Genomic DNA, 18,306 nt, shown 5'->3' with positions numbered 1-18,306 from the left:
GCGGCGGCGGCGGCGGCGGCGGCGGCGGCGGCGGCGGCCCACAGCTACGCGGTCACTTCACGCCGAGCAGTTGCTCCAGCGGGTCGATCGCGAAGTAGACCAGGAACAGCGCCGAGGCGCCCCAGAGCAGCCAGTGCACCTCGCGGGCCTTGCCCAGGACCGTCTTGATGACGACGTACGCGAGGAAGCCGGCGCCGATGCCGTTGGTGATGGAGTACGTGAACGGCATGACCGCGATGGTCAGGAACGCGGGGATCGCGATGTCGTAGCGGTCCCAGTCGATGTGCTTGACCTGCGTCATCATCAGGAAGCCGACCGCGACGAGGGCGGGGGCCGCCGCCTGCAGCGGGACGATCGTGAGCACCGGCGTCAGGAACAGCGCCAGCGCGAACAGCCCACCCGTGATCAGGTTCGCGAAGCCCGTGCGGGCGCCCTCGCCGACACCCGCGGCGGACTCGATGTACGAGGTGCTGGAGGACGCGGACGCGGCACCGCCGGCGACCGCCGCGGCACCGTCGATGAGCAGGACGCGGCCCAGGTTGGGCACCTTGCCGTCCTCGTCGAGCAGCCCGGCCTCGGCGCTGATGCCGACGACGGTGCCCATCGTGTCGAAGAAGTCCGACAGGATGAGCGTGAACAGCAGCAGCACCACGGTGATGACGCTGACCTGGCCGAAGGCACCGAAGAGGCTGAAGTCGCCCAGCAGTCCGAAGTGCGGGGCGGAGAAGACGTCGTCGGGCAGCTTGGGCGTGGTCAGGCCCCAGGTCTTCACGTCCGCGATCGCGTTGATGACGATCGCGAGCACGGTCATCACGACGATGCTGATGAGGATCGCGCCCTTCACCTTGCGCGCCAGCAGCCCGATGGTCAGCAGCACGCCGAGGCAGAAGACGAGGATCGGCCATCCGGCCAGGGCGCCGGTGCCGCCCAGTTGAACGGGCACGGTGGTGTTCGCGGCGTCCGGGATCCGGGTGACGAACCCGGCGTCGACGAAGCCGATGAACGCGATGAACAGGCCGATGCCGACGCTGATGGCCTGCTTCAGCGGCTGCGGAATGGCATGCATGACGGCTTCCCGGAGGCCGGTGACGACCAGGACGCAGATGAGCAGGCCCTCGAGGACGACGAGGCCCATCGCGTCGGCCCAGCTCATCAGCGGGGCGATCTGGAAGGCCACGACGGCGTTCAGCCCGAGACCGGCGGCCAGCGCGAGCGGAAGGTTTCCGCCGACGCCCATGATCACGGTCATCACGGCGGCCACCAGGGCGGTGGCGGTGACCAGTTCGGCCCCGTCCAGCTGGTGGCCGAACTTGTCCTTCGCGCTGCCCAGGATGATCGGGTTGAGCACGAGGATGTAGGCCATCGTGAAGAACGTGGCGAAGCCGCCGCGTATCTCACGGGCGAACGACGAACCCCGTGCGGTGATCCGGAAGAACCGGTCCACGGGGTTGGCGGCCGCGCCGCCCGCCGGTGGCCGGTCGGTCACCTGGCTCGTCTTGCTGGTCTCGGGCATGGGATCGGGCTCCTCGGATCATGCATGCGGATGCTGGCTGGATTGTTCCTGTCGTGAACCCGTTTCAGGTTTTCTCCGTGTTACGAAAGGGCTCGGCGCATCGTATGAGCCTGTGCACGTCAATCGAATCCTCGTGCGGTCACTGATACGCTCTCGCTCCTCGCCCCGGCGAGCACGGGAGCAACACAGACCGCACACATCACGGACACCACCGCACGCGTATACCCGCATACACACGGGCTGCGCAGGGGGAAGGGGAGGATTCCGTGGGCACTGCCGTCGACGACCCCGCCGCGGAGTTCCATGCCTTCTTCGAGAACCACTACGCCGAACTGGCCCGGCTGGCCTATCTGTTGACCGGCGAGCCGGATGCCGCGGACGATCTGGCCGCCGATGCCTTATTGGCGCTGTGGCATCACTGGGACCGGGTGCGCGCGGCCGAGCACCCGGTGGCGTATGCGCGGGGCGTCGTGACGAACCTCGCCCGTACGCGGATACGCAGCGCGGTGCGGGAGCGGCGGCGTATCGCCCTGTTCTGGTCGCACCGCGACGAACGGACCGAGAACCCGGACGTGTCGGCGGTCGTCGACGTCCAAGCGGCCCTGCGGCGGCTGCCGTTCCGCAAGCGGGCCTGCGTCGTGCTGCGACACGCCTTCGACCTGTCGGAGAAGGACACCGCGCTCGCCCTCGGCATCTCGGTGGGTACGGTGAAGAGCCAGACGTCGAAAGCCATGGCGGAACTGGAGCGGTCGCTGGGCGCGGTGGACGCGCCCCGGCGGATGCAGACCGCGGCGACCGCCCCGAGACTGACCCGGCCGGCGGGAGGGAGGGACTGATGGACGACGAACTGCGCACCCGGCTGCGCGCGGCGGCCGAGGCTCACCAGCCGGACCGGGCACGAATGCTGGCACGCATCGAGCGCGGCATGGCCGCCCCGGACGTGACGGGCGCCCACTGTCCCCGGCCGCGTCCGGTGCTGGGCTGGACCCGCATCGTCGGCGCCACGGCGGCCGTCGCGGGCCTGATGGCCGTCTGCGGGTACGCCGTCGCCTCCGCCGTCCGCGACGACGGCCCCGAACAGACCGTCGCGGTGTCGCCGACCCCGGAGCGGTCCCCGTCGGTCACGACGAGCCCTGAACCACCGCCGGACGAGACGCCTTCGCCGTCCCCTTCGCGTCGTACCGCGAAGCCGAGCCCGGCGCCGTCGCGCACACAGGAGCAGCCTGAGCCGTCGCGCACCTCGCAGGCACCGCCTGCGGCACGCACCCAGGACGGCCCCCTGTGGTCGGACGGGTCGATCGACCCGGGCAGTGGCGAGTACTGGTCGCAGAGCGACGTGACGATCAAGACGAGCAAGGTGCTGACGTCGCTGACCGTCGAGTTGCGCGTCGCCCTGACCCCCGGCGTCTCCTCGACCGGCGGCTGGGGGTCCCTGCCCGAGCAGGACTTCACCTACACGACGGAGGAGGAGGACGGCTTCCTCGTCTACCGCTGGACGCTCAAGGACGGAGCGACGGTGCAGCCGGGCGAGTACACGTTCGCGGGCCAGTACAACCACAAGCCCGGCGGAAGGGACGCAGGCGACGACTGGTACGCGGTGACGGCCCAGGCGGACGGCGAACAGTTGAGCGTGCGGGGCGACTTCGCGCCGGTCTCCGACGACGACTGACGCCGCCGGGAACCGGCCGGGTCCTGGTCCCGGTCCGGCGGCCCGGAGAAAAATCTTCCGCTCCAGGGCAACCCTCCCGCGGGCTGCGGCAACCACACAGCGCAAGCGTCGGTTACCCGCACCCCACCGGAGGAACGGACCATGACCTCACGACCCGGAAGCCGCGCACGCCACCGGCGCCGCGTCAGCCGCAGGCGCGCCGTCGTCGCCGGCACCGGCGCGTTCGCGCTGACCGGTGCCGCCCTGATGACCAGTGCGATGCTGTCCTCGGCCGACGCGGCCGCTGCGTGGCCGACCCCGAAGGGCACCCAGGCGGTGTCCTCCACCATCACGGTCTCGGGCACGTTCGACGGCGGCCTCAAGCGGTACTACGGCAGCGGTGCCCTCGGCGGCGACGGCCAGGACGAGGGCCAGGACCCGGTCTTCAAGCTCAAGGACGGGGCCGTACTCAAGAACGTCATCCTGGGCGCCCCCGCCGCCGACGGCGTCCACTGCCAGGGCAGTTGCACGCTGCAGAACGTGTGGTGGGAGGACGTCGGCGAGGACGCCGCCACCTTCAGGGGCAGCACCTCGTCGGCCGTGTACACGGTCTACGGCGGCGGTGCCAAGAAGGCCTCGGACAAGGTGTTCCAGTTCAACGGCGCCGGAAAGCTCGTCGTCACCAAGTTCCAGGTGGCGGACTTCGGGAAGCTGGTGCGCTCGTGCGGCAACTGCTCGACGCAGTACAAGCGGTCCATCATCGTCAACGACGTGGACGTGGCCGCGCCGGGCGGTTCGATCGTCGGCATCAACTCCAACTACGGCGACACGGCGGCGCTGCGCAACGTCCGGATCCACGGCGACAGCAGCAAGAAGATCAAGCCGTGCGTCCGTTTCCAGGGCAACAACACGGGCGCCGAGCCCGTTCAGATCGGCAGCGGCCCGGACGGCACGTACTGCCGCTACACGGCCTCCGATCTGACCTACGGCTGACGGGTCACGCGTCGCCCCCCGACGCCTGAGCCGTCCGAAGGAGCCGCCGCCTCCCTCTTCCCCCCTAGGAGGCGGCGGCTCGACCATGCCCAGGTCGGCGCATGACGGACGTCAGTCGGCGATCGTCAGTCCGCGTACGGTCAGACCCGGCGCCGCCGAGGTGAAGGTGGCCGCCGCGGTCAGGAAGGTGCGGCGGCGCATGTCAGCCCGCCTTCCAGGGGGTCCAGTCGCCGAGGTAGACCTCGCGAGTCGCGGACTCGGCCTCTGTGTCGGTCAGTTGGGGCCGGTTCTCGGGAACCGTGATCACGGCCCCCGGGCCCGTGTTGCCGTACTCGCGGAAGCGCTGGTCCTGCCACGGGAAGCCGCTCGACATGTTGGTGTAGGGCGCGACCGCGTCGATGCCGGGGCCGAGGTGGGTGTCGCGGACGGTCAGCATGGGCCTGGCGGTGGTGTCGGAGCTGGGTACCCAGGGGCGGGCCAGCTTGTAGTACGCGTCCGGGGCCTCGCTCGTGACATGGCTCCTGGTCACCAGGTAGCCGCGCGGGTTGGCCCCAGCGGTGGACGGCGCGAAGACGAAGCCGTACGGGGCGCCGGACAGGTCCGTGCGGTTCAGGGTGTGGAACCGGCAGCGATCGAACACCGCCGTGCCCCGGCCGAAGACGAAGTCGACGTCGCCCTCGACGTAGCAGTTGCGGAAGTACTGGCGGGCGAAGACGCCGAGGGCCATCGAGTCCGCGTACAGCGTGTCCTGGTGCCCGAGGAACCGGCAGTGGTGGAACGCCGAGCGGTCGCCCTGCACCTTGATGGCGACGGCCTGGGTGCCGCTGATCCCGGGGTGGCCGGCACGCAGCCAGTCGTTGGCGAAGGTGATCCAGCGAGCCGTGAAGCCGTCGGCCTGCACGGTCGTGGTCGCCGAGCCGGTCGTGCCGTACGTGCCGCCGCCGGGCTTCGGAGTCCCGGCCGCGTTGTCGGACACGATCACGACGTCACGCGCGTCCTCGGAGGCGCCGATCCACGTCATCTCCGTACGGGCCACGCTCACGGCCACCGTCTCGCGGTACGTGCCCGGCGCGATCACCAGCGTGTAGCCGCTGCCGTTCGCGGCGGTGACGGCGGCCTGGACGGTGGTGAAGTCACCGGCGCCCGCCGCGTCCACGTACAGGGTCCGCTCGGTGAGGCGGGCGGACGGCGAGCCGTAGCAGCCAAAGGGCGAGCCCCCGGTGACGTTCCCGGTGGCGTGGGCGTGGGTCGGGAGGCCGAGCGCGAGTGCGGCTCCGGCGCTCGCGACGACGAAGGAGCGTCTGCTGAGCAGTGGTTGCCTGGCCATCGTCAGCAGACCTTTCCGGCACCCGCGCGGTGTCCGACGATGCCCGGGACGGCCTGCGGCGGGTCGACCTTCGAGCGCAGCGTCGGCGTCCACCCGGCGCCCGACTGGAGGGTCTCGCCCGGGATCTCCGCGTTGTGGACGGCGATGAGATCGGTCAGCTTGCCGTTGACGTAGTTGTTCTCGGCGGTGAGCGGCGACTCGTTCCACTTCTTCAGCACCTTGCCGACGCTCGCGCCGGCCGGCAGCGAGATGGCGTTGTCGCTGGCGTGCAGCTGCGAGGAGATGCCGACGCCGAAGATGTAGAAGTCGTCCTTCTGCTCCTCGGTCACCACGTAGTGGTTGTTGTAGACGTCGACCTGTCCGAACCGCACGCGCGGAGAACGCTGGAGGATCCCCTCGAAGCGGTTGTGATGCATGGTGACCTTGAGCTTGCCGGCGTCGAGGGCGGCGGTGCTGTCGCTGTTCCCGATCAGCATGTTCTTGTCGTGGTTCTCGAAGCGGTTCCAGGACACGGTCACGTAGGTGGAGCCGCGCACGATGTCCGTCAGCCCGTCGTGCTGCTGGAAGACCTTGCCGAAGTAGACCGGCCGCTCGCTGTCGGGGTAGCGCCCGTCGGTGAACGTGTTGTGGTCGAGCCACACGTGATCAGTGCCGTAGACGACCACGGCGTCGTACTCGGAGTTCCAGTTGCCGGTGTTGTTGTCGTCGGTCGGGTCCCACTTCGGGAAGCAGTCGAGGGGGGCCTCGATGGTGAGGTTGCGCATGATGACGTTCGAGACGCCCTTGATCTGGAGGCTGCCGCCGAGGATGCCGGAGTCCTTGCCGACGCCGACGATGGTGGTGTTGCTGGGGATGTTGGCCTTGATCTCCGAGTCCTGGTTGGCGGCGGACGCGACCCGCGCGTCCTCCTGCGGACCCATGGCGACCTTGTCGTTGCCGTAGACGGCCGGGTCGTAGTCCTTGAGGTACTGCTGGAGGTCGTACCCCCCGGTGACGAAGGCCTCACAGCCCTGGGAGACGGCGTCGATCATGCCCTTGACCTTGATGATCTTGGGCGCGTCGCCACCGTCCTTCAGCGCGGCCTTGAACTCAGCCCAGGTGGTGACCGTGTAGACGTGCTCGGCGTCGGCCGCCGCGCCGCCCGTCGTGCCCGCGCCCTCCGAGGCCCAGCCGTCGTTCGGGGCGAGGATCTCGCGGCCGAGGTCGCGGCCCTGGGCCTGGGCCTGGGCGCTGGTGCCGGTGACGGCGAGGACGAGAGAAGTGCAGCCGATGAGCGAAGCAATGGCATGGGCATGCCACTTGCGTGTACGCATGGGTGCGGGTTCCTTTCGAGCGGAGAAAGGTGTTGAGGTGGTGCGCGTCCGCGTAGGGGCGACGCCGCTACGCGGACGCGGGACTGTGACAGCGCCCGGCTCCGCCGTATGGGCGCGACCAGCGGTCGGCCACACAGCCCCCAGCGGGCGTCGAACCGGGTCGAACCAGGGCTACGGTGGGGCGCCTACGCCTCCGGCCAGGTGATCCACGACTCGGGGATCTCGTCGTCGAGGCGGCGCACGTCCCGCGTCGCCAGCACGCCCCCCGCGACCAGCTGCTCGGCGACCAGCCGGGCCACGGCGATCGCCCCGGGCGGATTGAAGTGGGTGTTGTCCTGCTCGGTCTCGGTCCAGTTGAAGTACTTCTTCGTCTCCTCGACACCGAGCTTCTGCCAGAGCGCGATCGACAGGGTCTGGATGTCGAGGAGCGCCACGCCCTCCTCGTCGGCGAGGGCGCGCATCGCTGCCGGATAGTCGCCGTGGGTGGGCACGGCGTTGCCGGCCGCGTCGAACTTCCTGCGCTCCACGGAGGTCGCGAGCACGGGCCGCGCCCCGCGGGCCCGCGCACCGTCCAGGTACTGGCGCAGGTAGTCCTGGTACGTCGTCCAGGGCTCGGTGCCCCGGGCCGGGTCGGCGGTCTTCTCGTCGTTGTGGCCGAACTGGACGATCAGGAGATCGCCCGGCCGGATCGCCTCGAGGATGGGCACGAGCCGTCCCTCGTCGATGAAGCTCTTCGAACTGCGGCCGTTCATCGCGTGGTTGGCCACGGCGACGTCCCGGTGCAGGAAGAAGGGGAGCGCCATGCCCCAGCCGGTCTCGGGGGCGGCGTCGGCGTACTTCTGGGCGGCGGTGGAGTCGCCGGCGATGTAGATCGTGCGCATGCGGCGGGCTCCTGAGCCGGAGGATGCGGCGAATGCGGGGCCGGTCGCCGCGAAGCCGAGGGGGAGGGCGGCGAGGGCCGCCGTGGTGATCTGTCTGCGGGTGAGGGACACGTCGTTGTGCCTCGCTTTCACACGGGTGGTTCGGGTCGGCGGCGGGGCGCGAACGCGAGGCCCGCCGCCGGCCCCGTGACGTCAGACGGCCGGAGGGGCCGCTGTCTCGAAGCAGAGGGGACTCAGCCCTGCTGTTCCTTCCATTCGGCCTGCGCCGTGTTGAGCTGCTCCGCGACGGTGTCCAGGAAGTCCTTCGCGGACATCGTGCCGAGCAGCACCTTCTGGAAGTTCGGCTCGTTGTCGGCCTTGCTGATGGTGTTCCAGTCGGGCAGGTAGTACGGCAGCTGCACGATCTTGATGGAGCCGTCGTTCAGCGCCTCCGAGGCGAGCTTGGTGGCCTCGGCCTCCTGCACCCAGGCGTCCTTGGCGGCGTCGGTGTTGGCCGGGATGGCGCCCGCCGACTCGTTCCACTTGCTGTTGGACTCGTGGGACACCGCGAACTCGATGAACTTCCAGGCGGCCGCCTTGTTCTTGCTGGACTTGAACAGGCCGAGGCCGTCCACCGGGTTGGACACCTGGACGCGCGTGCCGTCGTCGAGCGTCGGGCTGGGGAGGCCGCGGAACTTGTCTTTGCCCAGCGCCTTCAAGTGATCCTGGTAGGAGCCGAGGTTGTGGCTCAGCATGCCGATCTGGCCGCTGTCCCATTGGGCGACCATCTTCTTGAAGTCGTTGTTGACGTCGGCGGACGGAGTGTCCTTCTTGTAGAGGCCGACGTACTTCTCCAGGGCCTTGACGTTCTTCGGATCGTTGAGGGTGGTCTTGTCCCCGTTCCAGAACGAGGTGATGCCGGACTGGCTGTACGCCGCGTCGATCGCCTGCGCGATGGAGCCCTCGCCGCCGCGGATGGTGTAGCCGAACTGGTTCTTGCTCTTGTCGGTGAGCTTGTCGGCGGCCTCGTAGAACTTGGACCAGGTGGTGGGTGCGTCAAGGCCCGCGGCCTTGAACATGTCGGTGCGGTACCAGAGTGTGCCGTTGTTGGCGGAGGTCGGCACCGTGAACATCTGGTCGCCGCCACCCGCCGCCCGGACGCTGTCCACCATGCCCGTGTTCAGCTTGCCCTTGAGCGAGCTGCCGTCGATGCGCTCGTCGAGCGGCTCCAGCGCGCCCTGCGCCGCGATCCCGGCGAGCATGGCCGCGCCCACGCCGCCGACGTCCGGCAGTCCGCCGCCCTGGATGGCGGTGTCGTACTTGGACTGGACGCTCTCGGCTGGGATACCGACGTAGTTGACCTTGATGTCCGGGTTGGCCTTCTCGAAGTCGGCGATGATCTCCTTCCAGACGTCGGTGCGGACACCGCCGTTGTTGTCCCAGAAGGTGATCTCCCCCTTGCCGGAGCCCTCGTTCCCCTTGTCGCCCGCGGCACCGCTGCCGTCGTCACCGCAGGCGGTGGCGGTCAGCGCGAGTGCGGCGGTCAGGGCGAGAGCGGCTGACGCCCGACGGCGCCCACTGCTGCTGCGGATGCTGATCATGTCGGCTCTCTTCTTCTGGATCTGACGATATGCAGGGCGGATACGGCGTGGTGCCTGTTCAGGTGGTGCATGGGGGGGTCAGTGGCGGTACGGGGCCCAGTCGTCCGTACCGGCGAGGTAGTCCGCGACCGTGTACCGGGGCGCGTCGGCGTCGCTCATCTGCGGCCGGTCAGCGGTGACGGCGGCGCCGGGCCCGTGGTTGCGGTACTCGGCGAAGCGCGCGTCCTTCCACGAGAAGCCGCTCATGTCCGTCCACGGCGAGGACTTGATCGCGGCGGGCAGCTCGGTGTCGCGGATCAGCACCTGGGCGATCGCGTCGGGGTTGCCGCCCGGGTGCCAGGGCCGGCCCAGGTGGAAGGACTCGGCGGGCGCGTCGCTCACGATCCTCGACCTGGTGATCAGGAAGCCGTACGGGTTGTCCTTCCAGGTGGAGGCGGCCGTGATGTAGCCGTTGTTGGTGGTGGAGCCGCGGCTCAGCGCCTTGATGACGGACCCCTCGATCACGGTCGTGGCCCGCCCGTAGATGAAGTCGACGTCGCCTTCGATGTACGAGTCGCTGATGTAGACGCGGCTGACGGTCTCCAGCTTCGGGGTGTCCGTCATCAGCGTGTCCTGGTTGCCCAGGAAGGCGGTGTTCCTGAAGACGATCCGGTCACCGGTGGTCTTCATGGCCAGGGCCTGCGACTGGCCGTGCGCGGCCTCGTCGTAGTCGTTGCTGAAGGTGAGGTTGCGGGCGGTGAAGTCGTTGGCCTGCACGACGACGGTGGCGCTGCCCCAGGACCCTTGAGTGCTGCCGTCGGGCTTCACCTCACCGGCGGGAGTGTCGTACACGATGACCGTGTCCTTGCGGTCATCCCCCGTGCCGCGGAAAGTGACGTACGGCTTGCCGGCCGGAACCTTGACGTGCTCCCGGTAGGTGCCGGGCGCGATCCGCACCGTCACGTCGCCGTCGTTGCCGCTCGGCACCGCGTCCACGGCGGACTGCACCGTGGGGTAGTCCGCCGGTACGTTCAGCACCGTGTTCGTTCCGAGGGTCTCCTGCGGGCCCGAGAACTTCTTCACCAGCGCCGGGACCGCCTCGGCCGGGTCCAGCCGGTAGTCGTAGAAGTCGCGGGGGTCGAAGGCAGTGCCCCACTCGTCGTGCCGGCCGGTCGTGTTCTTCAGGATGGAGCCACGCTGCACCAGTTCGGCGGTGGCATCGGCTTGGTAGGGGTGCTGGACGTCCTCGTAGTAGCTGTTCTCGATCACCATCTTGGTGCGGCCGCGCGACCAGTTGCCGTACGACCAGACCGGGTCGCCGTCCGCCACCTGTGCCGAGAGGTAGTTGTTGTAGAGGTGCGCGTATGCGCAGTTGTCGGCGGAGGGGTTGCGCTGCTTGGTGCCGCTGAACCAGTTGTGGTCGATGGTGATCTGCGTCTTGACGTTGTCGGTCCAGCCGATGCCGAACGCCTTGTTGTGGTTGTCGAAGCGGTTGTTGGAGACGGTGATGTACTGGCTGTCCTTGCGGACGTCGAGCAGCCCGTCGCCCATGTGCGTGAACCGGTTGTGGTCGATCCACACGTGGTCGACGGTGTCCATCTGGATCGCGTCGAAGTCCGTCGTCTTGCCGTCCCAGTCACCCTCGACGTACGAGTCGCGGATGGTGAGGTTGCGGATGATGACGTTGCTCGTGCCGGGGTTGAGGTGCAGCTCGCCGTGGACGATCTCGCCGCTCGTGCCGACACCGACGATGGTCTTGTTCGAGGTCACGACGATGTCCGAGCCGAACGGCTCGACGTCGATCGATCCCGCGACGCGGATGATGTACGGCTCCTCGGCACCCGCGTACTTGACGAGTGAGGCCTGGTCCGTGACGGTGACGACCTTGCCGCCCGCGCCACCTGTGGTTCCGCCGTCGAGCGAGGCGAAGCCGTGCGGCTGGTCGGACCACTTGGGGGCCTGCGGTGTCACCGGGCCGGAGGTCGTCGGGTCGGCGGCCGCCCCGGCCGGGGCGATCGCCCCGAGGCCGAGGGACGTCACCAGTGCGGTGACGGCGGCCAGGGCTCTGCATCTGCTCGACAAGCGCTTGCTACGGAGGTGCGTCATTGCGGCTCCCAACAAACGTAGGTGCGGATGAAACGGCTCAGCTCGTGGCGCGGAACCGCGTGAACGTGGCCGTCCCGGCGTGTCCCTTGCCGGGCGGGGCGGTGGCGAACAGGCCGAGCAGCGCGCCGACCCAACGCCACGGGGTGGCGGCGAAGACCTGACCGGAGGACTGGAATCCGTCGCCCGTGTCCGCGTGGAAGCGGCAGCGGGCGCCCTCCGTGACCTCGATCCGCAACCGGGCCGTGCCGAGCGGCGCCGGCCTCGGATGCGCGGCGTCCCGGTCCCCGTCGGCGGTCTGCTCGGCGAACCGGTGCACCAGCCGCACCGCCCCGTCACCGCCACGCTCGAGCCCGATCCAGCTGTACGCGTCGCCGAGCACGGCCAGCCCTGCCCTGGCGCCCGGTTCCTCGCTGTCCAGGCGCAGCTCGACCTCCGCGGTGAAGGCGGTCGCGGGCAGCCGCTGGGTCAGCACGTGCGGCAGCCGGCGGAGGTCGTGTCCGTCCCCGCCGCGCAGGGGACGCCCGGTGCGTACGCAGATCAGCCGCAGCCCGTCACCGGAATGCGGACTCGTCCAGCCGTCCCGGGGGTTGGCGGTCCACTGCCACTGAGGTCCGAACCGCCCGCCGGGGAAGTCGTCGTCGGTGGCCGGGGCCGCCACGGGATGCCCGGGCAGGTCCGGTTTGCGGTGGACGAGGACGGGTTCGCCGTCGTCGCCGAGCACCGGCCAGCCGTCCGCTCCCCAGCGCATGGGCTGCAGGTGGACGACCCTCCCGTACGCACCCCGCTGCTGGAAGTGCAGGAACCAGTCATCGCCGGACGCCGTGCGCACCCATCCGCCCTGGTGAGGGCCGTTGATCGCGGTGCGCCCCTGGGCGAGGACGACGCGCTCCTCGTACGGGCCGAAGAAGTCCCGTGCGCGCAGCGCCCCCTGCCAGCCGGTCTCCACTCCCCCGGCCGGGGCGAGGATCCAGAACCAGCCGTCGTGCCGGTAGAGCTTGGGCCCTTCGAGGGTGAACCAGCCGGGGATCGTGTCGCCGTCGACGATCACCTTGCCCTCGTCGAGCAGCCCGGTGGCGTCGGGCCGCATCCGGTGCCCGGTGAGCCGGTTCTTGATCCCGGAGCGGGACCTGGCCCAGCCGTGCACGAGATACGCCTCGCCGGTCTCGTCGTCCCACAGCGGGCAGGCGTCGATGAGGCCCTTGCCGGGCTTGACGAGGTGCGGGCGCGTCCAGGGGCCGTGGATCTCCGGGGCGTTGACCTGGTAGATGCCGTGGTCGGGGTCGCCCCAGAAGATCCAGAACCGGTCGTCGTGATGGCGGATCGACGGCGCCCACACCCCGCAGTCGTGGCGGGGGACGGCGAACGCCGCGGCGGGTTCGAGGCGGTCCAGGGCGTGCCCGATCAGCGTCCAGTTGACCAGATCGCGGGAGTGCAGCAGCGGCAGTCCGGGGGCGCGGCCGAAGCTGGACGCGGTGAGGTAGAAGTCGTCGCCGACGCGCACCACGTCGGGGTCGGACCAGTCGGCGTTGAGGACCGGGTTGCGGTAGGTGCCGTCGCCGAGGTCGGCCGTCCAGGGCATCGGGCTCGGGGAACTCATGCGCCCACCGCCTTCCGGACGAGGGCGGCCGCCTGGTCCCGGTCGAGACGGCCGTCGGCGACGACGGTGACGACACGGCGTACGACGGTGCCTCCCGGTGCGACGGGCAGCCGCGCGTCATGGGCGAGCGACGAGCCGACGCCGGGGTACTCGGCGGTGCGCACGAACCACGGGTCGCTGCGGGTCTCCTCGGTGGCCCCGGCGAAGACCAGCGTCCACTCCCGGCCGGCGAGCGCCAGCCAGGGGGCGCGGCTGCCGTGCACCGCCCGCTCCCCCTCGGCGTACGCCGTGAACACCTGGGCTGCGACGGCCTCCTTGCGCGCCCGCCAGAAGAAGCCGCCGTACGCCGCGCCGGGCCGCCCGTTGGTGGCGGGGCTGCCGATCGACAGGGCCCGCTCGGTCGTATTGGTGAGCGAGAAGGTGAAGTCCAGTGCCCACGCCGTGTCGGTCAGTGCGGTGGCGGCCACCGTGCGCCGCTCGCGCAGCAGCTCGCATCCGCCCGCGACCCAGCGGAGCTCCTCCACGAACCCGTCGGGGTCGCTGAGCTGGAACGCCTGGTGGCGCTGGGCGCCGTGGTTGTCGAGCTCGGTGGGACCCCGGTCGCGGACGAAGGTCCGGCCGCCCCAGAAGTTGTACCCCTCGACGTCGGGAACGGCGACACCGACGCCGAGGTGGTGCCTGTGGTCCGCCGGGCTTAGCTCGGTGACGGCTGTGCCGCCCAGCGTGGTGACGGGATGCAGATACGGGCGGGGGGAAAGCCGCGCGTCCAGTTCGGGCCGGACGACGTAGCGGCCGACGGGCCGGCCGGCGCACATCAGCACGACCGATGTGGCCGTCAGGGATGTGTTCACGATGCGGTCACCTCCTCGGACAGCGCCCAGGAGGCGCCCAGCTCCGAGTAGAGGGAGAGGGTGTCGGCGGCGGCCGCGACGAGCCCGTCGACCCCGGGCACGACCCGGCGGGGCGCGCTGTCGCCCGGCTCCCTGCGCCACGCCCCGGGCGGCAGCGCCACCGGATCGGGTGCCAGCCGGATCGCCTCGACGACGCGCATGAAGGCGCCCGTCGACTCGGGGGTGACCAGCAGGTCCGCGCGTCCGGCCAGGTGGTCGACGAGGTTCTCGAGCAGGTCCGTCCTGTCGTACAGGACCTCGCTGGGGCCGTGCCCTGCCCGCTGGATGAGCACGCGGTCCTGCTTGTACCAGAAGGTGATGCGGCCGCTGGTGCCGTGCACGAGGACGTACGGCTCGTCAGGCCGCTCGGCGCACAGCGTCGCGGCGACTGCGACGGTGCTGCCGCGGGTGGTGGTGATGCGGACGCACGAGGTGTCGTCGGACTCGATGGCGTTGGCGCGGAACAGCTCCGTCTCCACCGAGGCCACGTCGTCGGCGCGGGTGCCGCCGTCGAGCGCGAGGGCCGTGGCGACGGCGTGCGCGAGCGGGTTGGTGAGCGCCCCGTCGATCACGTCCACGCCGTCGAGGCGACGGCGTCCGGCCCAGGGGGCGCGCCGGTAGTACGCCTCGTCGCGCGCCCAGGCGCCGCCCGCGCCGATGCCCATCGGCTCGCCGATCGCTCCCTCGGCGACGAGTTCGCGGATGGCCGCGATCGCGTGCGAGCCGAGCGACTGGAAGCCGATCTGGCAGGCGACGCCGGCCGCGGCCACGCCGTCGGCGATCCGCCGGAACTCGGCGTACGAGGGTGCGGGTGGCTTCTCGAGGAGCAGGTGCACTCCGCGTTCTGCGGCGGTGAGCGCCAGGTCTGCGTGGGTGGGGATGGGGGTGCAGATCACGGCTGCGGCGGCGCCCGTGGATTCGAGGAGGGCGGCGAAGTCCGGGGACTGCTCCACCGCGCCGAAACCGTCGAGCTCCTCCGCGGTGAGCGGCGTCAACTCGCAGACTCCGGCGAGCCGGACGAGGCCCTTCGTCTGGAGGCGGCGGATGTTCTCCAGGTGCCAGCGGCCGTGGCCGCGGGCGCCCGCGAGAACGACGCGAACCGGTTCTGGTACCGGTGCGGGTGCGGTGCTCATCGGATCGGTCATCGGATCCTCCCGGCTCCGGCGCCGCGTGCGACGTCGTGGTCCGCCTTCACCGCGCTGTCGATGGGGGCGCCCAGCGGCGGGGTCCAGCCGACGTCGGCAGTGAGGTCCCGTTCACTGCCGGAGTTGTAGGCGTTGTTGATGGCGAGCAGATCGACCAGGAAGCCGTTGAACAGCGAGCCGGTCTGGTGCAGGGCGCTGCCGTTCCAGCTCTTCACCAGGTCGGCGGCCTCGACATGGCCGGGCGTGGTGAAGGCGTTGTTCTCGGCGTAGATCGCCGACTCGGTGCCGACGCCCCAGGAGTACCGGTAGTCGTGGGCGTCGTCCGGGACGACGTAGCGGTTGTTGTAGAGGTGCACCTGGCCGAAGCGGACGCGCGGGGCGCGCTGCACGACTGACTCGAACTCGTTGTGGTGCAGCGTGATACGCAGCTTGCCGCGGTCACCGGTCGCGCTGTCGCTGTTGCCGACGAGCATCGCCTTGTCGTGGTCGGCGAACCGGCTCCAGGAGACGGTGACCAGGTCGGATGCGTTGGTGATGTCCAGCAGGCCGTCGTGGTGCAGGTAGTTGCGGCCGAAGTAGGTGGGCTCCTCGGCGTCCGGGTGGTCCCCGTCGGACGCGGTGACGTGGTCGATCCACACCTGGCGGGCGCCGCGCAGCCAGAGGTTGTCGTACGCCGACTTCCAGTCACCGAGGCCGCCGGTGTTGGGCTGCCACACGGGGAAGCAGTCGTAGGCGTCCCGCAGCTCCACATTGCGGATGATGACGTTGCCGGCGTCCTTGATCTGCAGGCTCGCGCCCTCAAGCACCGCGCTGTCGCCGAGTCCGACGATGGTGGTGTTGGCGCCGACCGCGATCTCGACGCGCTCCGCCTGCCGGGCGGCCGACGCCTGACGGGCTTCTTCCTGCGGCCCGGACGGCTTGGCCGATCCCCAGGTGCGCGGGTCGTAGGCGGCCAGGTACTTCTTCAGGCTGTAGCCGTCGGTGGCGTAGTCGGCGCAGTCAAGGCGGCGCCCTTCGTCGTCCGTGTTCGCGTCGATGGTGCCCGCGATCCGGATGATCTTCGGCGTGGCGCTGCCGCCGTCGAGCGCGCGGACGAGCTCGGCCCGGTTGCGTACGGTGAAGACGTGCGCGTCGTCGGCCGCGGCGCCCCCGGTGGTGCCTCCCTCGGCGGCGGCCCAGCCGTCGTCGGCGGCCAGGGTCTCGCGGCTGATGTCGCGGGTGTCGTCCGCCGACGCGGGAGCACCGATCGCCGCCAACAGGGCGATTCCGAGAGCGACGTGAAGCATTCTCGTGCGTGAAACCGGCAAGAGTCTCATCCCTTCACCGCCCCGGCGCTGAACCCGGTGACCAGCCACTTCTGGATGAACGCGAAGACGATCACGACGGGCACGGCGGCGACGACACCGCCCGCGGCCAGTGCGCCCAGGTCGACGCTGTCAGCGCTCATCAGCGTGGCGAGACCGACCGGGATCGTCTGCTTCTCCTGGTTGCTGAGGAACATCAGGGCGAACAGGAAGTGGTTCCAGCTGTGCACGAAGGCGAAGGAGCCGACGGCGATCAGACCGGGCCGGAGCATCGGCAGGACGATGGCGCAGAAGCCGCGGAAGCGACTGCAGCCGTCGACCCAGGCGGCCTCCTCCAGGGAGTACGGCACGTTCCTGATGAATCCGCTGATCAGGATCATCGACAGCGGCAGCTGGAAGACGGTCTCGGCGATGATGACGCTGCCCAGCGAGTTGATCATCCGCAGGTTGGCGAAGATCTGGAAGAGCGGCACCAGCATCAGCGCGCCCGGGATGAACTGCGAGCACAGCAGAGCCAGCATGAAGCCGCGCTTGATGCGGAAGTCGAAGCGGGCCAGGGCGTAGCCGCCGGCGAGCGCGACCACCGTGGTCATCAGCATGGAGGCGACGCCCACGAGGAGGCTGTTCTGGAAGAACACCCCGAAGCTGCGCTCGGTCCACACCTTCTCGAAGTGCTCGAAGGTGACCGGCCACGGCAGGAGCGAGGTGGAGCCCGCGGGCCGGATCGCGAAGAGCAGCATCCAATAGAAGGGGATGAGGGTGAAGAGCAGGTAGAGCCCGAGCGGGACGTAGATCTGCCAGCGCGGGGGCTCGTCCCAGGCGCGCTTGCGGCGCCTGGGCGCGGGGCCGCTCATGGCGGGGGGCGCGGCAGGTGCGGGAGGTGCGGTGGTTTCCACCATGTCGGCGTCCTTGGTGATCACTTGTCGTCGCCTCCGAACTTGCTCAGCCGCAGATAGACCATCGAGCAGAAGAGGAGGATCACGAACGCGATGGAGGTCAGCGCGGAGGCGTAGCCGAAGTCGTGCGAGTCGACGGCGATCGATGCGATACGCAGCGGCAGCGTCGTCGTCTCACCCGCGGGGCCGCCGCCGGTGAGGGTGTAGAGCAGGTCGACGTTGTTGAACTCCCAGACCGCGCGCAGCAGCGTGGACAGGATGATCGCGTCCTTCAGGTGCGGCAGCGTGATGTGGAAGAACTGCCGGATGCGGCTGGCGCCGTCCACCTCGGCCGCCTCGTACAGGTCCTTCGACACGGACTGCAGGTCGGCGAGGATGAGGATCGCGAAGAACGGCACACCGCGCCAGAGTTCGGCGGTGACGACCGCCGGGAAGACGGTGCTGGTGTCGGACAGCCAGGACGTTCCGTACGAGCCGATCCCCACGTCGGCGAGGTAACGCGTGATGCCCGTCTGGGAGTTGTAGATCAGCAGCCAGATCGTCGAGGTGAGGACGCCGGAGACGGCCCAGGGCGAGAAGACCATCGCGCGGGACAGCGCGCGGCCGACGAAGGTCTGGTTGACGATCAGCGCGAGCCCGAGGCCGAGCAGCAGCTGCAGGGTGACCTCGACGGCCACCCACTGGAGGCTGAAGCCGAGCGTCGACCAGAACTGCGGGTCCTCGGTGAAGGCCTTGACGAAGTTCTCGAAGCCCGCGAAGCCGTTCCGCCACGGCTTGGTGGGGTTGTAGTGCTGCAGGCTGTAGTAGAAGACGCTGAGCACGGGGTAGGCGATGAAGCCCAGCATCAGCAGGGCAGCCGGCGCGATCAGCAGATACGGGAGCCGGCGCGGAGTCGCGCCCGTGCGGCGCCGTCGGGGCACCCGGGACGGGCCGGGCACCCCGGGTGGTCGTTTCGCCACGGCTGCGGCTTGGGCCATGACTGCGCTCCGTTCTGGGGGTTCTGGTTCGGCGGGGAAAGCGCTTTCTCGATGGTCAAGGTGCTTGCCGGACGGCTTTCGGGATACCGGCTGATCGGGTCTGGGGGGCAGGTGACGGTGGCGTCGGGTCGGGGTGGCCTCAGGCCACGGCGACGGC

Annotated in this window: 15 protein-coding genes; 3 read left to right on the top strand and 12 right to left on the bottom strand. The window is 69.8% G+C overall.

Features of this window, described 5'->3' with window-relative positions:
* Window positions 1-52 precede the first annotated feature (52 nt).
* On the bottom strand, window positions 53-1,513 hold the full coding sequence (locus tag STSP_RS00780; protein ID WP_067270599.1) for an NCS2 family permease: 1,461 nt from the start codon (window positions 1,511-1,513) through the stop codon (window positions 53-55).
* A 266-nt stretch (window positions 1,514-1,779) separates the two neighbouring features.
* On the opposite strand from STSP_RS00780, the gene STSP_RS00775 reads away from it, so the two are divergent.
* The 3 genes from STSP_RS00775 to STSP_RS00765 all read left to right on the top strand — a co-directional run bounded on the left by STSP_RS00775 (window position 1,780) and on the right by STSP_RS00765 (window position 4,154).
* Window positions 1,780-2,349, top strand: coding sequence for a SigE family RNA polymerase sigma factor (locus STSP_RS00775; protein ID WP_067270596.1), 570 nt, complete (start codon window positions 1,780-1,782; stop codon window positions 2,347-2,349).
* A complete protein-coding gene (locus tag STSP_RS00770) occupies window positions 2,349-3,182 on the top strand; it encodes a hypothetical protein (RefSeq protein ID WP_067270594.1) in 834 nt (277 codons plus the stop codon). The genes STSP_RS00775 and STSP_RS00770 overlap by 1 nt, the downstream gene beginning before the upstream one ends.
* Window positions 3,183-3,323: 141 nt before the next feature.
* A complete protein-coding gene (locus tag STSP_RS00765; protein WP_067270592.1) occupies window positions 3,324-4,154 on the top strand; it encodes a pectate lyase in 831 nt (276 codons plus the stop codon).
* A gap of 202 nt (window positions 4,155-4,356) precedes the next feature.
* On the opposite strand, the gene STSP_RS00760 is transcribed toward STSP_RS00765, so the two are convergent.
* The 11 genes from STSP_RS00760 to STSP_RS00710 all read right to left on the bottom strand — a co-directional run bounded on the left by STSP_RS00760 (window position 4,357) and on the right by STSP_RS00710 (window position 18,149).
* Window positions 4,357-5,481, bottom strand: coding sequence for a pectinesterase family protein (locus STSP_RS00760; RefSeq protein ID WP_067270589.1), 1,125 nt, complete (start codon window positions 5,479-5,481; stop codon window positions 4,357-4,359).
* Between the two features lie 2 nt (window positions 5,482-5,483).
* Window positions 5,484-6,794 (bottom strand): pectate lyase family protein, encoded by a 1,311-nt coding sequence (locus STSP_RS00755; RefSeq protein WP_067270588.1) that lies wholly within the window; start codon window positions 6,792-6,794, stop codon window positions 5,484-5,486.
* Window positions 6,795-6,979: 185 nt separating this feature from the next.
* Window positions 6,980-7,786 carry a rhamnogalacturonan acetylesterase gene (locus tag STSP_RS00750; RefSeq protein ID WP_067270612.1) on the bottom strand — a complete coding sequence of 269 codons (807 nt, stop codon included), beginning with the start codon at window positions 7,784-7,786 and terminating at the stop codon, window positions 6,980-6,982.
* Between the two features lie 122 nt (window positions 7,787-7,908).
* Window positions 7,909-9,255, bottom strand: a complete 1,347-nt coding sequence (locus STSP_RS00745) for an ABC transporter substrate-binding protein (protein WP_067270585.1) — start codon at window positions 9,253-9,255, stop codon at window positions 7,909-7,911.
* Window positions 9,256-9,333: 78 nt separating this feature from the next.
* On the bottom strand, window positions 9,334-11,340 hold the full coding sequence (locus STSP_RS00740; protein WP_067270583.1) for a pectinesterase family protein: 2,007 nt from the start codon (window positions 11,338-11,340) through the stop codon (window positions 9,334-9,336).
* A gap of 37 nt (window positions 11,341-11,377) precedes the next feature.
* A complete protein-coding gene (locus STSP_RS00735) occupies window positions 11,378-12,937 on the bottom strand; it encodes a glycoside hydrolase family 43 protein (RefSeq protein WP_078066783.1) in 1,560 nt (519 codons plus the stop codon).
* A complete protein-coding gene (locus tag STSP_RS00730) occupies window positions 12,934-13,752 on the bottom strand; it encodes a DUF6807 domain-containing protein (RefSeq protein ID WP_107441153.1) in 819 nt (272 codons plus the stop codon). The genes STSP_RS00735 and STSP_RS00730 overlap by 4 nt, the downstream gene beginning before the upstream one ends.
* A 32-nt stretch (window positions 13,753-13,784) precedes the next feature.
* The gene (locus STSP_RS00725) at window positions 13,785-14,972 is read right to left on the bottom strand and encodes a Gfo/Idh/MocA family protein (protein ID WP_067270578.1); all 1,188 of its coding nucleotides are present in this window, start codon (window positions 14,970-14,972) and stop codon (window positions 13,785-13,787) included.
* Window positions 14,969-16,258, bottom strand: a complete 1,290-nt coding sequence (locus tag STSP_RS00720) for a pectate lyase family protein (protein WP_067270576.1) — start codon at window positions 16,256-16,258, stop codon at window positions 14,969-14,971. The genes STSP_RS00725 and STSP_RS00720 overlap by 4 nt, the downstream gene beginning before the upstream one ends.
* Window positions 16,259-16,284: 26 nt before the next feature.
* Window positions 16,285-17,175, bottom strand: a complete 891-nt coding sequence (locus STSP_RS00715) for a carbohydrate ABC transporter permease (protein WP_078066784.1) — start codon at window positions 17,173-17,175, stop codon at window positions 16,285-16,287.
* Window positions 17,176-17,192: 17 nt separating this feature from the next.
* The gene (locus tag STSP_RS00710; protein WP_067270571.1) at window positions 17,193-18,149 is read right to left on the bottom strand and encodes a carbohydrate ABC transporter permease; all 957 of its coding nucleotides are present in this window, start codon (window positions 18,147-18,149) and stop codon (window positions 17,193-17,195) included.
* Window positions 18,150-18,306: the final 157 nt, after the last annotated feature.

Source organism: Streptomyces jeddahensis, from assembly GCF_001642995.1.
GTDB classification, from domain to species: domain Bacteria; phylum Actinomycetota; class Actinomycetes; order Streptomycetales; family Streptomycetaceae; genus Streptomyces; species Streptomyces jeddahensis.
The sequence above is the reverse complement of the archived record's forward strand: the minus strand, read 5'-3'. Positions and strand labels throughout refer to the sequence as shown.

Coding starts and splice junctions, on each gene's coding strand:
- STSP_RS00780 (WP_067270599.1), bottom strand. CDS start 1,513: ATGCCCGAGACCAGCAAGACGAGCCAGGTGACCGACCGGCCACCGGCG.
- STSP_RS00770 (WP_067270594.1), top strand. CDS start 2,349: ATGGACGACGAACTGCGCACCCGGCTGCGCGCGGCGGCCGAGGCTCAC.
- STSP_RS00765 (WP_067270592.1), top strand. CDS start 3,324: ATGACCTCACGACCCGGAAGCCGCGCACGCCACCGGCGCCGCGTCAGC.
- STSP_RS00760 (WP_067270589.1), bottom strand. CDS start 5,481: ATGGCCAGGCAACCACTGCTCAGCAGACGCTCCTTCGTCGTCGCGAGC.
- STSP_RS00755 (WP_067270588.1), bottom strand. CDS start 6,794: ATGCGTACACGCAAGTGGCATGCCCATGCCATTGCTTCGCTCATCGGC.
- STSP_RS00745 (WP_067270585.1), bottom strand. CDS start 9,255: ATGATCAGCATCCGCAGCAGCAGTGGGCGCCGTCGGGCGTCAGCCGCT.
- STSP_RS00740 (WP_067270583.1), bottom strand. CDS start 11,340: ATGACGCACCTCCGTAGCAAGCGCTTGTCGAGCAGATGCAGAGCCCTG.
- STSP_RS00735 (WP_078066783.1), bottom strand. CDS start 12,937: ATGAGTTCCCCGAGCCCGATGCCCTGGACGGCCGACCTCGGCGACGGC.
- STSP_RS00730 (WP_107441153.1), bottom strand. CDS start 13,752: ATGTGCGCCGGCCGGCCCGTCGGCCGCTACGTCGTCCGGCCCGAACTG.
- STSP_RS00725 (WP_067270578.1), bottom strand. CDS start 14,972: ATGACCGATCCGATGAGCACCGCACCCGCACCGGTACCAGAACCGGTT.
- STSP_RS00720 (WP_067270576.1), bottom strand. CDS start 16,258: ATGCTTCACGTCGCTCTCGGAATCGCCCTGTTGGCGGCGATCGGTGCT.
- STSP_RS00715 (WP_078066784.1), bottom strand. CDS start 17,175: ATGGTGGAAACCACCGCACCTCCCGCACCTGCCGCGCCCCCCGCCATG.
- STSP_RS00710 (WP_067270571.1), bottom strand. CDS start 18,149: ATGGCCCAAGCCGCAGCCGTGGCGAAACGACCACCCGGGGTGCCCGGC.